Consider the following 15,710-nt stretch of genomic DNA (forward strand, 5'->3'; position numbering starts at 1 on the left):
AGTGAGCCGGGTTTGCGAGCCCCGCAGTCGCGAGCAGAGGCGGCCCAGTGAGCGTGAGGAGTGAGCCGGGTTTGCGAGCCCCGCAGTCGCGAGCAGAGGCGGCCCAGTGAGCGTGAGGAGTGAGCCGGGTTTGCGAGCCCCGCAGTCGCGAGCAGAGGCGGCCCAGTGAGCGGCCTTCCACTCGTGTCGGCCCGACGACCCGTACCGGGCGTGTTCGTGGCCCTGACCCTCGTCCTCGCGATCGGCTGGCTGGTCGTGACGATCGACGGCGGCGAGCTGTTCAACCAGGCGACGACGGTGAGCCTGCTGCACGTCGCCGCCGGGCTCGGGCTCGTCGCCGTGGGCCAGACCCTGGTCATCCTCGGCGGCTCGCTCGACCTCTCCGTGGCCTACGTGGTCAGCCTCAGTACCCTCGTCGCCGCCGAGACGATGGACGGCCGTGACGGCGCGCTGCTGCCGGCGGTCGGTCTGGCGCTCACCGTGAGCGCGGGCGTCGGGCTGCTCAACGGGCTGCTCGTCACCAAACTCCGGATCAACGCGTTCATCGCGACCCTCGGCGTCGGGCTGCTGCTCAAGGGATACCTCGACAACGGTTACGACGGCCCTGCCGGCAGCACCGCCCGTTCGCTCGTGCAGACCCTCGGATACCAGCGCGTCGGTCCGGTACCGCTGGCCTTCCTGCTGCTGATCGTCGTCACCGGGGCGGCCTGGTTCGCGCTCTCCCGGACCCGGTTCGGCCACCACCTGGTCGCGGTCGGCGGTGACCCGGAGGTCGCCCGGCTCTCCGGCGTCCGCACCGACCGGGTGCTCGTCACCGCCCATGTGCTCTGCGCGCTCTGCGCCGGGCTCGCCGGGATCTACCTCGCCAGCCGGCTCGGCTCGGGTGCGCCCCGGGTCGGCACCGAGGGACTCTACGACCTGGAGTCGATCGCCGCGGTGGTGATCGGCGGCACCGCCCTGGCCGGCGGACGCGGCGGTGTCATCGGCACCGTCGGTGGGGTGCTGCTGCTCGCCAGCATCGACGCCATCTTCAACCAGCTCGAGGTGGACGCCTTCTTCAAGCAGGTGATCCGCGGCGCCGTCATCATCGCCGCGGTTGCCGTCTACGCCCGCCGGGCCGTGCGGAAGGCGGACTCCTAGCCGTGCAGACCGTGCAACGCCCTCCGCTGCCGCTGCGGATCCTGCGGCCCCGCGCCGGTGGCGTCCTGCCGATCCTCACGATCCTCGCGGTGCTGCTGGGGCTCGTCGCCGTCCGGCAGCCCGACTTCCTCGCCCCGCCGTCGCTGATGTCGTTCCTCGGCCGCTCGGCGCCGATCATCCTGCTCGCCGCCGGCCAGTACTTCGTGATCGTCTCCGGCGAGTTCGACCTCTCCGTCGGCTCCCTGGTCACCGCCCAGGTCGTCGTCGCGGCCCGGCTCGTCGACAGCGATCCGTCCCGAACCTGGCCGGTGGTACTGGTGCTGCTCGTCGGCGGTGCGTTAGTCGGGCTGGTGAACGGTCTGGTCACGACGCGGCTGCGGGTGCCCTCGTTCATCACCACCCTCGGGATGTTCCTGATCCTCGTCGGCGCGGTGTACCTCTGGTCCGACGGCGCTCCGAAGGGCGGGCTATCCGAGGAGTTCCGCCGGTTCGGCCGACGCGCGTTCGAGGACGTGCCGGTGCTCGGTCGCCTGCCGTACGCCCTGGTCGTCCTGCTGGTTCTCGCGGGGCTGGCCGTGTTCCTGATGCGTTCCGACTTCGGTCGCACGCTGGTCGCCGTCGGCGACAACCCGCGCACGGCCGAGCTGACCGGGGTGCGGGTCTGGCGTACCCGGACCGCCGCCTTCGTACTCAGCGGACTTGCGGCGGCGGTCGCGGCGATCCTCCTCGGCGGCTACAGCGGCGTCTCGTTCCAGGCCGGCGCCGGCCTGGAGTTCGGGGCGATCACCGCGGTCGTCCTCGGCGGCGTCGCACTGGGTGGCGGTCGCGGTTCGGTGCTCGGCGCGATGCTCGGCGCGGTGACCCTCGAGCTGCTCTTCGCCCTCCTGAACTTCTACGGCGTCTCCGGCGCCCTCAGATCGACCGTCCAGGGCGCGATCATCCTGTGCGCCGTGGCGGTCTCGGCCCTGCGTTTCTCTTCCAGATAAGGGGATTCCAGTGAGACGTCACATGGCGGCGGTAGCCGCGGTCACCCTGCTGTCGCTCGTCGGCTGCGCCACCGACGAGCCGGCCGCGACGCCGTCGGGCAGCTCCACCGGTGCCCCGGGAGCGGGCACGGGGGAGCAGTCGAAGTTCTTCGTGCAGGCCGACTACGACAACGAACTTGCGCTGCTCGCCGCCACCCCGACCGGGCCGGCCGACAAGCCGTGGGAGCAGGCGCTCAACCCGACGATGGTGGACACCGCGAAGTTCAAGAAGCCCGGCCCGTACAAGATCTGCTTCTCCAACGCGGCGCTGAACAACCCGTGGCGGCAGGTCGGGTTCAAGACCATGCAGGCCGAGGTCGAGGCGCAGCGGAGCCGGATCAGGGAGTTCGTCCACGTCGACGCCGAGGGCAAGGACCAGAAGCAGATCGCGGACATCAACGACCTGCTCGGCAAGGACTGCGACGCGCTCATCGTCTCGCCGAACACCACCGCCACGCTCACCCCCGCGGTCGAGGCGGCCTGCCGTGCCGGCCTGCCGGTCGTCGTCTTCGACCGTGGCGTGAACACGAAGTGCCCGGTGACGTTCATCAACCCCATCGGTGGGTACGGGTTCGGCCACGTCGGAGCCGAGTTCGTCAGCCAGCAGATGAAGCCCGGGGGCAAGCTGCTCGCCCTGCGGATCCTGCCCGGTGTCGATGTCCTGGAGACCCGCTGGTCCGCCGCGAAGGTCGCCTTCGACAAGGCGAGGGTCGACGTCGTGGGGGTCGAGTTCACCGACGGCGACCCGGCCAAGACCAAGAAGATCGTCGACGACTACCTCCAGCGGTACGGCACGATCGACGGCGTCTGGATGGACGCCGGCGCGGTCGCGGTGGCGGCGGTCGAGGCGTTCCAGGACGCCGGCAAGCCGGTGCCGCCCATGAACGGCGAGGACCAGCTCGACTTCCTGAAGATCTGGAAGGACAAGAACCTCACCGCGATCGCGCCGACCTATCCGACCTACCAGTGGCGTACGCCGGTCATCGCCGCGCTGCGGATCCTCGACGGCCAGCAGGTGGCCAACCCGTGGAAGCTGCCCCAGCCGACGGTCACCCGGGAGAACCTGGACAGCTACCTCGACCCGGACATGCCGCCGCTGCACTACGCCATGTGTGGCTGCCGCGACCTGCCCGGCTACCCGCAGCGCTGGAAGTAGGCCCCGTTGCACGCCATCGGTGTCAATCCCTGGGTGTGGGCCTCGCCGGTCGACGACGAGGCCTTGGCCGAGCTGGTTCCCCGGATCGCCGCGTTCGGCTTCGACGCGGTCGAGCTGCCGATCGAGCAACCCGGCGACTGGGATCCGGTCCGTACCCGCGACCTGCTGGCGACGTACGGCCTGGCCGCGGCCGGCGTCTGCGCGGTCACCCCGCCCGGGCGGGACCTCGTGGACGCCGCCCCGGCCGTCGTCGAGGCGACCGTGGCGTACCTGAAGGACTGTGTGGACAGCGCGGCCGTCGTCGGTGCGCCCTGCGTCGGGGGGCCGGTCTACGCCGCGGTGGGCCGGACCTGGCGGATGAGCCCGGCGGCTCGCGTGGCCTGTTACACGGACTTCCGCCGGGCGCTGGCGCCGGTCGCCGACCACGCCGGGGAGCGGGGCGTCTCCATCGGTGTGGAGCCACTCAACCGCTACGAGACGAGTGTCGCCAACACCGTCGAGCAGACGGTGGAGCTGCTCGGCGGCCTGCCGCCGAACGTCGGCATCATGATCGACACGTACCACATGAACATCGAGGAGGCCGACCCGTACGGTGCCCTCGTCCTGGCCGGCCCGTACATCAAGCATGTCCAGGTCAGTGGCACCGACCGGGGCGCTCCCGGCGGTGACCATCTCGACTGGCCCCGCTTCTTCGCCGCGTTGGACGCCACCGGTTACCGGGGTGCGGTCTGTATCGAGTCGTTCACCGCCGAGAACGAGACCATCGCCACCGCCGCGTCGATCTGGCGTCCGCTCGCCCCGTCACAGGATCGGCTCGCCCAGGACGGCCTGAGCTATCTCCGGCGGATCCTCCGCTGAGACGCCGGCCCTTGCGTTCGTCGACCCGGTCCGGCTCGGCAGGGCACGGCGTACGTCCATCCGGGACGGCCGATCGGAGGTAGGTCTATCGATCCTTGCAAATACATCATTCGTATGATGAACTTCTGTCAATCGAGTTCACGCTTTCGCGGCGCCACGGTTCGCGTCCGACGCGACGCCCGGCCACGCCTGCTGCCGGCGGCGACTCCTGCTCAGCGTCGACAGCCGCGCAGCGTCGACCAGTCACATCTGGATCATCGGCCACACCACACCACCCCCATGCAGGTAAGGAGACCTCCCGTGTCCGTACCCTCAGTTCCGGCCGCCCGGCGGCGGGTGCTGGTCGGAGCCGCGGCGGCGTTGACCACCGTGGCCACCGCGACCGTGGTGGCCACCTCGGTCGCCCCCGCGCTCGCAGCCACCACCACCCTGTACGCATCCCCGTCGGGCAGCGGCACCGCGTGCACCGTCGCCGCGCCGTGTTCCCTGACCGGCGCGCAGACCGCGGTCCGATCCCGCACCGGCTCGATGTCCGGCGACATCGTCGTCGAACTTGCCGACGGGGTGTACCGGCTCAGCTCCCCGCTCCGGCTGACGGCCGCCGACTCCGGCACGAACGGCTACCGGGTGCTGTGGCAGGCGGCCCCGTCGGCCCGCCCCGTGATCAGCGGTGCCCGCGCGGTCACCGGCTGGTCCCTCGTCGACGCCGGGAGGAACATCTGGCGGGCCAACGTCGGCGCCGGTCTCGTCAGCCGGCAGCTCTACGTCGACGGCGCCATCGCCACCCGGGCCCGCACCCAGGTCAACCGGGCCGACTTCACCGCGGACAGCACCGGCATGAGGTTCACCGACAGCGCGCTGAGTTACCTGAACAACCTGGCCAACGAGAACCGGATCCAGCTGGAGAGCGTGGGCTCGTTCACCGACCGGTACGTCTCGGTGCAGAACATCAACGGCAACCTGATCACGATGCAGCAGCCCGGTTGGAGCAACAACAATTTCGGGTACGACACCTTCACCAGCCCGCACCGGGCGGGTCCGCTCTACCTGAGCAACGCCTACGAGTTCCTGGACGCACCCGGGGAGTGGTATCTCGACCCGGCGACCGGCGCACTGTCCTACATCCCGCTCGGCGGCCAGAACATGAGCAACGTCAGCGTGGAACTGCCCACGCTCCAGTCCCTGGTCAACCTCGGCGGCAGCTACGACGCGCCCGCCCACCACATGACCTTCAGCGGGATCATCTTCACCGGTACGAGCTGGCTCGGACCCAGCAGCAACCAGGGTTATGCGGACCAGCAGACCGGTGCCTACATCGCGGGCAACTGGAGCTGGCCCAGCTTCACCTCCTGCCACAACGGCTGTCCGCAGTTCGAGGCCGCCCGACCGAACTGGCTGCAGTCGCCCGCCGCCGTGCAGATCTCCGCCGCCAACAACATCACCTTCACCGACTCACAGTTCGTCAACCTGGGGCAGACGGCGGTCGGGATCGGCAACGACCCCAGCGCCCACGCCAGCGGGGTCGGCCTCGGCGCCAGCAACATCACCGTCACCAGGTCCGAGATCGCCCGCAACTCGGCCGGCGGCATCATCGTCGGTGGTGTGCGCGCGGACGCGCACCACCCCGGCGACCAGCGGATGGTCAACCGGGACATCACGATCAGCAACAACCGGCTGCACGACCTCGGTGTGGAGCACCGGGGCATCGTGTCGGTGCTGACCACGTACGTCACCAACGCCACCGTCTCGTACAACGAGGTGTACAACATGCCGTACACCGGTATGTCGATGGGATACGGGTGGGGGGCCAACGACGCCGGCGGGAGTAACCACTACGCCGACCGTGGTCTGTACAACTACCAGCCGCGGTACTCGACGCCGACGACCGCGTCGAACAACCGGCTCATCGGCAACTACGTGCACGACGTGATGCAGCAGATGAACGACGGCGGCTGCGTCTACACGCTGTCGGCGAACCAGGGCGGGCTGATCAGCGACAACTACTGCCTGCGGACCAACGGCTACTTCGGGATCTATTTCGACGAGGGCTCACGGTACTGGAGCGCCCGGAACAACGTCTTCTCGAACACCGGTACCTGGGCCACCGCCAACTACTGGTTCGCCGAGAACATGGGCAACTTCACCGTCACCAACAACTGGTCGACCAACGGCAGCACCAACGTCACCAACGGCGACCGGGGCAACGTCGTCTCCGGCAACGTCACGGTGACGGGCGGCAACTGGCCCTCGGGCGCCCAGGCCGTGATGGCGGCCGCCGGGCCGCAGAGCGGCGGTGGCCAGCAGAACGTGCAGATCGTCGGGGGTCAGTCCGGCCGCTGCCTCGAGATCGGCGGGTCGAGTACGACCAACGGCACCCAGGCGCAGCTCTGGGACTGCACCGGCGGGACGAACCAGCGGTGGACGTACACCGCGGGCAAGCATCTGACCGTGTACGGCAACAAGTGCCTGGACGCCTCCGGCCAGGGCGCCGCCAACGGCACCCTGGCGATCATCTGGGACTGCAACGGTCAGGCCAACCAGCAGTGGAACGTCAACGCGAACGGAACCGTCACCGGCGTGCAGTCCGGACTGTGCCTCGACGCGAGCGGTCAGGGCACCGCGAACGGTACGAAGGTGCACCTCTGGGCCTGCCACGGCGGCACCAACCAGCAGTGGAACCTGCGCAACTGACAGCACGGAGTGAGTGGGGCCGGGCCCTGGGCGCGGTTCCACTCACCGAACTCTCCGGGAGGCGGCGGCCACGGTCGGCGGCGGGTCCACGGCAGGCGCCTCGGCTGGGCAGGGCGCCCGTCGATCTGGTTGAGCACGACCTGACCGAGACCTCGCCAATGAACCCTTTTCAACCTCCCCTCGCGGTTCGACGGACCGCCTCGGACGCGGTGCGTGAGCGCCGCGCGGTTCAGGTGGAAAAAGGCTCAATGGTGCGGAGCATGCCAGCCAGCAGGGATGACGAGACGAGCGTGGTCGTGGCGGCACAGGCCGGCGACCGGCGGGCGCTCGACGAACTTGTCACGGTGTACCTGCCGCTTGTCTACACCGTCGTGCACAGGGCACTGGGTGGGCCGTCCGATGCCGACGACGTCGTGCAGGAGACCATGTTGCGCGCCCTGCGGGAGCTGCGGGCACTGCGCTCTCCAGAGAGCTTCCGGCCGTGGTTGCTGACGATCGCGACGCGCCAGGTCAGCACCCACCTGCACCGGCGGCGGGCCGATGCCGAACGGACCACGCCGCTCGCCGAGGTGGCCGACGCACCGGTTGCCGACGCGGAGGGGTTGGCCCTGCTTCGGGTGGAGCTGTCCCGCCAGCGCGGGCAGGTGATGCGCGCCAGTTCCTGGCTGGACCGGCATGATCGAAGGCTGCTGTCGCTGTGGTGGCTGGAGACCGTAGGGCTGCTGACCAGGATCGCCCTCGCGGCGGCACTGGCGACGAGCGTGGCTCACGCCGGTGTACGCGTCCAGCGTATGCGTGACCGGCTCGAGCTGAGCCGGTCACTCGTAGCCGCGCTGGAAGCGCGTCCCAGGTGTGCACGGCTGAGCGCGACGCTGGAGGCTTGGAACGGCGTCCCCAGCCCGCTGTGGCGTAAACGCATCACGCGGCACACCCGGTCCTGCACGATCTGCCAGCGCCACGGGCAACCAATTCCCCTCGAGGGGCTGATCGCCGGCCTCGCGCTGCTCCTCTGCCCCCGCTGACGCGTGCCGCGGTCGCGGTTGAGGGACGGGCGCGGCAGCGGGCTGCGGGTCGCCCCGGTCTGACGGCGATGGATACGGCCCGGACAGCTTTCCGCGGCCTCGGCTACCGCCAGCGGAGGAGGAGGTCTGCCCGGCGTGCCACCGCCGAGGTGGGACGGCGGCGACCATATGTCACGGGTTCCCATAACAGAAAGCTGCGGTGGTCTCGTGCCTTTGTTATTTCGTCACCACCGTCCAAAAAGTGTTATCGACCGCGCCTGTCGAAGGTCCGTACCTGAAGCGAACTGCGCGGTGGTCGGATTTCGTGTAGGTGTTACCGCGTACCTCTTGAAGGCCGCGAAACAATCTGGCAATCTCGATACATCGATGTGAGCGCTCCCTTGATGCCTTCCCTTGCTAACCCCGACTAGGTGGGCAAGGTGTGTTAGCGCTCACAGAAGGCGCTACCACATCGCAAGGGAGGATCGATGGAGCGACTGGTCACCGGTCACATCCCCGGCGGCGTGAGGTTTCGGACTTTCGCATGGGCGTCGCTGCCGGTATCGCATGAGAATCGCATCGGCGGCGGACGCGATCGGCCTGAGGACTCGCATCCCGGCCGCACCTCACCGGGCCCACCCTTCATGTGGCAGCGATCCCTGCCCGGTAACGATCTCGAAAGGCTACTGATCGATGAACGAACTCGGATACTCGACCAGGCCTCCCCGGCGACGATGGTGGACGAGAGCGATCCTGTCACTGCTGGCGACCGGGTTGTTCGGGGCCGGTATGGCACTGCAGATCGCCAGTCCCGCCAGCGCCGGCACCACGTTGGGTACCTCGGCGGCGGAGAAGGGCCGCTACTTCGGCGCCGCCGTCGCAGCCGGCAGGATGGGGGACAACACGTACCTGACGATCCTGAACCGGGAGTTCAACAGCGTCACCGCCGAGAATGAAATGAAGTGGGACGCGACCGAGCCGCAACAGGGCCGGTTCAGCTACACGAACGCGGACCGGATCGTCAACCACGCTCGGTCGCGGGGCATGTCCGTGCGGGGTCACACCTTGTTGTGGCACGCACAGCAGCCAGGTTGGGCGCAGGGCATGTCCGGCAGCGCGCTGCGTAACGCGGCGATGAACCATGTCACCCAGGTCGCCGGTTACTACCGAGGCAAGATCCACTCCTGGGATGTGGTGAACGAGGCGTTCGCGGACGGCGGCAGTGGCGGGCGGCGGGACTCGAACCTGCAACGCACCGGCAACGACTGGATCGAGGCGGCCTTCCGCGCCGCGGACGCTGCCGACCCGGGCGCCAAACTCTGTTACAACGACTACAACACCGACGGGATCAACGCGAAGTCCACCGGCATCTACAACATGGTGCGCGACTTCAAGGCCCGCGGCGTACCGATCGACTGCGTCGGCTTCCAGTCGCACCTGAGCAACTCGGTGCCCGGCGACTACCAAGCCAACCTGCAACGCTTCGCCGACCTCGGCGTCGACGTGCAGATCACCGAGCTGGACATCTCCGGCTCGAACCAGGCCGCCGTCTACGGGACCGTCACCCGGGCCTGCCTCGCCGTCGCCCGCTGCACCGGTATCACCGTCTGGGGCATCCGCGACACCGACTCGTGGCGCACCGGGCAGAACCCGCTGCTCTTCGACGGCAACGGCAACAAGAAGCCCGCCTACGACGCGGTGCTGAGCGCCCTCAACGGCGGCAGCGTCCCCAACCCGGGGCAGGTCGACACGACCGCGTGGTACGTGTTGGCGAACCGCAACAGCGGTAAGGCGTTGGACGTGTACAACCTGGCCACGAGCGACGGGGCGCGGATCACCCAGTGGGCGCGTAACGACGGTGCCTGGCAGCAGTGGCAGTTCGTCGACTCCGGTGGGGGCTACTACCGGCTGAAGTCGCGGCATTCGGGCAAGGTGCTCGACGTCGCCAACGCGTCCACCGCGGACGGCGCCACGGTCGTGCAGTGGGCTGATCTCAACGGGGCGAACCAGCAGTTCCGGCTCGCCGACTCGGCGGGCGGCTACGTCCGGCTGATCAACCGCAACAGCGGCAAGGCCCTGGAGGTGCAGGGCGCGGACGTCAACGACGGCGCGAACGTGGTGCAGTACACCGACTGGGGCGGCAACAACCAGCAATGGCAACTCGTGCGCGTCGGGTAGCGGCGCCGCCAGGACGGCACACCGTCAGGCACGCCACGCGGCTTCGTACGGCAATACCCCCTGCTAGCCGGCCTGCAGCGGGCAGGGCCGGGGCGCGGTCTCCAGGCGTGGCCGGCAGCGTCATCAACGCCGACATGTCGCTGCCGCCGTGACCTGGGAGGGCCGGCGCGGAGCGGGCAAGCTCCGCGTCGGCCCGGCCGGCGACCACTACTCGCGACGAAGCGTCCGCGCTGGAGATGAGCATGATTCCGAGGAGGCAACCATGAAATCCGGAATTCTCGGCCGCGTCGCGGGCAGACGCGGCGTGGCCGTGATGTCCGCGCTGCTGTGTCTCGTGGTGTTGGTGCCCGGGGTGGCGCGGGCGGACAACCCGATCGTGCAAACGATCTACACGGCTGATCCGGCTCCGCTGGTACACAACGGCCGGGTGTACCTCTACACCGGTCACGACGAGGACGGCTCGACGTACTTCACGATGCGCGAGTGGCGGGTCTGGTCGTCGACGGACATGGTGAACTGGACCGATCACGGCTCTCCGATGAGTCTGGCCACCTTCAGCTGGGCCAGCGCCGATGCGTGGGCTGGCCACACCATCTACCGCAACGGCAGGTTCTACTGGTACGTGCCGGTCAAGAACCGGGCGACCGGACGGATGGCGATCGGGGTCGGTGTGTCGGAGAGCCCCACCGGGCCGTTCCGGGACGCGCTCGGTCGTCCACTGGTGGAGAACGGGGAGATCGACCCGGCCGCCTTCATCGACGACAACGGGCAGGCATACCTCTACTGGGGCAACCCCAATCTGTGGTACGTGCGGTTGAACGCCGACATGATCTCGTTTTCGGGCGGCGCGACGCAGATCCCGCTGACCACGGCGGGGTTCGGCGCCCGTAACGGGAACGCGAGTCGCCCGACCCTCTACGAAGAGGCACCCTGGGTCTACAAGCGAAACGGGCTGTACTACAACGTCTTCGCGGCGGAATGCTGCGCGGAGTTCATCGGCTACTCGACCGCCCCCGGGCCGACCGGACCGTGGACCTACCGAGGAACGGTCATGCCCCGGCAGGGCGGTAGCTTCACCAACCACGCTGGCGTCATCGACTTCAACGGCGGCTCGTACTTCTTCTACCACAACGGCGCCCTGCCGGGCGGCGGCGGCTTCACCCGTTCCGTGGCGGTGGAGAAGTTCACCTACAACTCCGACGGCACGATCCCGACGATCAACATGACCGCGACGGGCGCTCCGCAGGTCGGAACACTGAATCCCTACGTCCGGCAGGAGGCCGAGACGATCGCCTGGGAGACCGGTGTGGAGACCGAGCCGGCCAGCGGAGGGGGCATGAACGTCGGCTGGATCGAGAACGGGGACTGGACCAAGGTCAAAGGCGTGTCCTTCGGCTCCGGCGCCGCCGCCCTCAACGCCAGGGTGGCTTCGGGAACCAGCGGCGGCCGCATCGAACTGCGGTTGGGCGGCACCAACGGCACCCTCGTGGGAACCTGCACCGTGCCGGGTACCGGGGGCTGGCAGACCTGGACGACCGTCACCTGCCCGATAAGCGGCGCGACCGGCACGCACGACCTGTACCTGCGCTTCGCCGGCGGCAGCGGCTACCTGCTCAACGTCGACTGGTGGCAGTTCCAGCCACGGTAGCGGGTTGGCCGACCACGGCACCGCAGACGACCTCACCCGCCACTCCACGGCCGCACGGCCGATTGCTGGTCCGGCGGGCCCGCCAGGACGTGGCCACCCGCACCGCTGACGGGTCGGCGGCGAACGGCTGAGCCGTCGCGAGGTGGTCACGGCCGGGCCGGCGCGGAGTATGCCCTCTCCGCGCCGGCCCCCGGCCGCGGGGGGGCCCCCCCCCCCGGCCGGAGCCCCCGCGGGCGCGGGGGGGACCCGGCGGGCCGGGCGGGGCGTCGCCCGCCCCCCCGCCGCCCCCCGGCCGCGGCGGCAGCAGCCGCCGGTCCTGAATCGACGTCGCGAACCACGACCGAAACCTCGACCCGGCCGCGCCGCTGCTGCCGCCGGGACAGCCGCCCGAGGGCCGGGCAGAGGTGCTCCGGACCAGCCCGGTAGGGCGGTGACCCTGCCGACCGCATCCGGCAGCGGTCGGTCACCGAACGCCGTCACGAGCGGGCCACCAGGGTCAGTGAACCTTTTTCAACCTGAACCGCGCGGCGCTCGCGCACCGCGTCCGACCCTGCGTTCCCTCGGCCGTCGCTCAACCTCCGCGCCGCCAACTCCGGGCAGACCTTGAGATGGAGTACGGGCGGTAGCACCATACGGGCCCTGGTGTGGGAACCGGCGCTGGTCAGCCTTTGAACGCACCTTCCATGATCCCCTGGACCAGGCGTCGCCCGACGAAAACGAACAACACCAGCAGTGGCAGCGTGGCCAGGAATGAGCCCGACATGGCCAGACCCAGGTCGAGGTCCCGACTGTTCTGCAGGGCCTTGATGGCGATCTGCACGGTGTACCGCTCCGGGGACTTCAGCACGATGAACGGCCACAGGAAGTCGTTCCAGGCGTTGACAAACCCGAACAGTCCCAAGATGGACGCCGCCGGGCGAACCAGCGGGAAGGCGATGCGCCAGAAGATCTGCCAGGTCGTCGCGCCGTCCACCCGGGCGGCGTGCATGAGTTCGTCGTTGATGGTGCTGCCCATGTGCTGACGCATCCAGAAGATGCCGAACGCGCTCACCAGCCCGGGGACGATCAGGGCCTGCAGGGTGTCCACCCAGCCGAGCTTCGACATGATCAGATACTGTGGGATGACGGCCAGTTGGGCCGGCACGGTCATGGTCAACACGACGATGAGGAACAGCGTGTTGCGGCCCCGGAAGTGCAGCTTGGCGAAGGCGAAACCGGCCAGCGCGCACAGCACCGCCTGGCCCACGCCGATCGCGGTGGAGACGATGACGCTGTTGACGAGCGCCTGCACGAACGGCACGGTGTCGAAGACCATGTTCGCCAGGTACAGGAAGTTGCCGCCGGGCAGGACGTGCGGCGGAAGGCTGGTCGCGGTGGCCGAGTCCGTCGTGGACACCACGAACATCCAGTAGAGCGGGAAGATGCTGAGCAACACCATGACGCCGAGCACCCCGTACACCACCATCGGGACCCGGTTGACGCTGCGTCGGCGGTGCGGTGTCCGCCCGGTGGAGGATTCGGGGTTCATGGGCGCTCCGAGCGGATGCGGGTGACCAACAGGTAGTTGATCGTGGCGACGATCACGACCATGACGAACAGCGCGACGGCGACGGCGGCGCCATAGCCGAAGTGGAACCGGCCGAAGCCCTGCTCGTAGAGGAAGAGGGTGAGGGTCTGGCACTGCCGTGCCGCTCCACAGGTGAGTCCACCCACCGGATTGACCAGCAGCGGCTCGGTGAAGACCTGCAGCCCGCCGATCGTCGACGTGACGACGGTGAACACGATGATCGGTCGCAGCGCCGGAATGGTGATGTGGCGGATCTGCTGCCAACCGCTGGCGCCGTCCACAGCAGCGGCCTCGAACAGCTCGCGGGGAACCGCCTGTAGCGAGGCGAGATACAGCAGGGTGTTGTATCCGGTCCACCGCCAGGCGATCATCGCAGCGATCATGAGGTGGCTTCCCCACACCGACGCCGTGAAGTCGACGTGCTCGAAACCCAGCAATTCCAGGAACCAGTTGAGCATGCCGTAGTCCCGGTCGAAGAGCTGGGCGAAAACGATGGTCGTCGCGGCCACGGAGGTGACGTAGGGAACGAGCACCGACATCCGGAACAACGTGGCCGCCCGCAGCCGTACGTGGTTGAGCAGGTGCGCCACGCCGAGCGCGAGCAGCAACTGCGGAACCGTCGACAGCACCCAGATGCTGAACGTGTTGCGTAACGCGCCCCAGAACCGTGGGTCGTGGACGAGCTGGGAGAAGTTGTCCATCCCGACGAAGTGCCGCTCGCCGATGGGGTCCCAGTCGAACAGGGCGACGTAGAACGTGAACAGCAGCGGGAAGAGACCGAAGACGAAGAAGAGGAGGAAGAACGGCGCCACGTAGGCGTAGGGCGCCAGGCGCTCGCGTACGCCCTGCTGTATGTGGTGGTACCGACTGGGCTGTGGCGGGGAATGGCCGGCCGTGGCCGGGCTGAGCGTGGTGGTCACAGCGGTCACCTTCCCGACGTGCGGCGGTCGGATCCGCACCGCCCGCCGCGCATCAGTCGTCCGTTCAGCCCCGAAGGGCGTTCTTGACGTTGGTCAGCGCGGTGTCCCACGCGTTGGCGGGATCGACCTTGCCCTGCTCGACGCTGGTGAGGGTGTTGAGCAGCTCGCTGCCGATGGTGGCGTCGTCGGGACCGATGTAGAAGGGTTTGATGTTAAGAACGGACTGGGTGTAGATCTTGCCGATCGGTGCGTTGGAGAAGAACGGCTCGGCCCTTCCGACGAGCTGCGGATCCGTGTAGACCGACGGTGTCGTCGGCAAGTTCCCCTTCGACAGGAAGTTCGCCAGTTGGCCGGCCGGCGACTGCATCTCGGCGATGTAGTTCCAGGCCGCCTTCGGGTTCTTCGCGCGCTTGGGGATGGCCAGGTAGCTGCCACCCCAGTTGCCCGAGCCGCCGGGAATGGTGGCGATATCCCACTTGCCGGCGGTATCCGGTGCGTTGGTACGGATGGAGCCGAGCATCCACGCCGGCGCAGAGACGACCGCGAAGTCGCCCTTGCTCATGGCCGCGGTCCACCCGGTCGAGAACGAGGTCTGCTTGCCGGAGATGCCCGTCGCGAAGATTTTCAGCGTCAGATCGAATGCGGCCTTGACCTGTGGGTTCCTGTCGTACGACAGCTTGTGGTCCGCGTCGTAGTAGCGCTCTGTGCCCTGGTTGACCGCCTGGAAGAAGATGCTCGTCGGCGTGTTGTCCAGGAACGGCTTGCCGGTCGCCTGGACGTACTGCTTGCCGACCTCCGCGAACGCGTCCCAGGTCGGCCACAGCTTCGACACCTGGTCCCGGTCGGTGGGCAGACCGGCGGCCTTGAACAGGTCCGTGCGGTACGCGATCGCCATGCCGCCGACATCCGTCGGTATCCCCACGATTTCGCCGTCCCCGGTCGTCGACTGCTTCATCACCCAGTCGAGGTAGTCGCCCTTCATCTTGTCGGCGCCGAGCGTGGACAGGTCCACGAAGTTCTCCGGAGACTGCATGAACTTCGGCAGGTCGTCACCCTGGATCAGTACGAGGTCGGGCACCTTGCCACCGGCCAGTGCCGCGGTGAGTGCCTGGGCCGTCTCGGTCGTGCTGCCCACCTCGGTCAGCTTGACGTGTGTGTCCGGATGTGCCTTCGTGTAGGCCTCGACGTCGGCCTTCTGGTTGATCCCGGTGAACGACCAGAACTCGAAACCGGACGAGTCGGAGTCGCCGCCCGATCCTGCCGAACAGCCGGATACCAGGAGCACGGCTGCGGCGAAGACGGCTGCGGTGGTGATGACGCGCTTCACGCGGCCCTCCATAGGGTGTGCGGTCCGGAGTGACCGCGATGAGTCATTGGGCATCAGATATCGGCTGGCACACCGCGGCGGAGGTGCTGGCTTTGCCCACCTGCGACCTGGGTCGCCAGCCACGGCCCCATCGGCATGGCCTTCGCGGCGAAGCCGAATCGAGATATCGATCGACTGATATCGATCTCTATCATATGAC

Annotated in this window: 11 protein-coding genes; 8 read left to right on the forward strand and 3 right to left on the reverse strand. The window is 68.4% G+C overall.

What is annotated here, in order from left to right; translation table 11 throughout:
• The first annotated feature begins 165 nt into the window (after positions 1-165).
• The 8 genes from R6Y94_RS24515 (at position 166) to R6Y94_RS24550 (ending at position 11,697) form a co-directional block, all read left to right on the forward strand.
• Positions 166-1,140: an ABC transporter permease gene (locus R6Y94_RS24515; protein ID WP_318398191.1), complete on the forward strand. Its 975-nt coding sequence runs from the start codon at positions 166-168 to the stop codon at positions 1,138-1,140.
• A 2-nt stretch (positions 1,141-1,142) separates the two neighbouring features.
• Complete coding sequence (locus tag R6Y94_RS24520) at positions 1,143-2,126, forward strand: ABC transporter permease (RefSeq protein ID WP_318398192.1); 984 nt, start codon at positions 1,143-1,145, stop codon at positions 2,124-2,126.
• Between the two features lie 10 nt (positions 2,127-2,136).
• The gene (locus tag R6Y94_RS24525) at positions 2,137-3,321 is read left to right on the forward strand and encodes a substrate-binding domain-containing protein (protein ID WP_318398193.1); all 1,185 of its coding nucleotides are present in this window, start codon (positions 2,137-2,139) and stop codon (positions 3,319-3,321) included.
• A gap of 6 nt (positions 3,322-3,327) precedes the next feature.
• On the forward strand, positions 3,328-4,179 hold the full coding sequence (locus R6Y94_RS24530; protein WP_318398194.1) for a sugar phosphate isomerase/epimerase family protein: 852 nt from the start codon (positions 3,328-3,330) through the stop codon (positions 4,177-4,179).
• A gap of 300 nt (positions 4,180-4,479) precedes the next feature.
• Positions 4,480-6,870, forward strand: coding sequence for a ricin-type beta-trefoil lectin domain protein (locus R6Y94_RS24535; RefSeq protein ID WP_318398195.1), 2,391 nt, complete (start codon positions 4,480-4,482; stop codon positions 6,868-6,870).
• Between the two features lie 260 nt (positions 6,871-7,130).
• Positions 7,131-7,892, forward strand: coding sequence for an RNA polymerase sigma factor (locus R6Y94_RS24540; RefSeq protein ID WP_318398196.1), 762 nt, complete (start codon positions 7,131-7,133; stop codon positions 7,890-7,892).
• Positions 7,893-8,564: 672 nt separating this feature from the next.
• Positions 8,565-10,049 (forward strand): endo-1,4-beta-xylanase, encoded by a 1,485-nt coding sequence (locus R6Y94_RS24545; RefSeq protein WP_318398197.1) that lies wholly within the window; start codon positions 8,565-8,567, stop codon positions 10,047-10,049.
• A 262-nt stretch (positions 10,050-10,311) separates the two neighbouring features.
• On the forward strand, positions 10,312-11,697 hold the full coding sequence (locus R6Y94_RS24550) for a glycoside hydrolase family 43 protein (RefSeq protein WP_318398198.1): 1,386 nt from the start codon (positions 10,312-10,314) through the stop codon (positions 11,695-11,697).
• A gap of 661 nt (positions 11,698-12,358) precedes the next feature.
• On the opposite strand, the gene R6Y94_RS24555 is transcribed toward R6Y94_RS24550, so the two are convergent.
• The 3 genes from R6Y94_RS24555 to R6Y94_RS24565 form a co-directional block, all read right to left on the reverse strand.
• Positions 12,359-13,225 (reverse strand): carbohydrate ABC transporter permease, encoded by an 867-nt coding sequence (locus R6Y94_RS24555; RefSeq protein WP_318398199.1) that lies wholly within the window; start codon positions 13,223-13,225, stop codon positions 12,359-12,361.
• Positions 13,222-14,184: a sugar ABC transporter permease gene (locus R6Y94_RS24560; RefSeq protein ID WP_318398200.1), complete on the reverse strand. Its 963-nt coding sequence runs from the start codon at positions 14,182-14,184 to the stop codon at positions 13,222-13,224. Before R6Y94_RS24560 ends, R6Y94_RS24555 begins: the two co-directional genes overlap by 4 nt.
• Positions 14,185-14,248: 64 nt before the next feature.
• Complete coding sequence (locus R6Y94_RS24565; RefSeq protein WP_318398201.1) at positions 14,249-15,511, reverse strand: ABC transporter substrate-binding protein; 1,263 nt, start codon at positions 15,509-15,511, stop codon at positions 14,249-14,251.
• Positions 15,512-15,710: the final 199 nt, after the last annotated feature.

The sequence above is a fragment of the Plantactinospora sp. KLBMP9567 genome (genome assembly GCF_033446045.1).
Classification (GTDB): Bacteria; Actinomycetota; Actinomycetes; order Mycobacteriales; family Micromonosporaceae; genus Plantactinospora.

Bases quoted from the DNA above. Each gene is read 5' to 3' on its own strand.
- R6Y94_RS24555 (WP_318398199.1), bottom strand. From the start codon at position 13,225: ATGAACCCCGAATCCTCCACCGGGCGGACACCGCACCGCCGACGCAGC.
- R6Y94_RS24545 (WP_318398197.1), top strand. From the start codon at position 8,565: ATGAACGAACTCGGATACTCGACCAGGCCTCCCCGGCGACGATGGTGG.
- R6Y94_RS24550 (WP_318398198.1), top strand. From the start codon at position 10,312: ATGAAATCCGGAATTCTCGGCCGCGTCGCGGGCAGACGCGGCGTGGCC.
- R6Y94_RS24540 (WP_318398196.1), top strand. From the start codon at position 7,131: ATGCCAGCCAGCAGGGATGACGAGACGAGCGTGGTCGTGGCGGCACAG.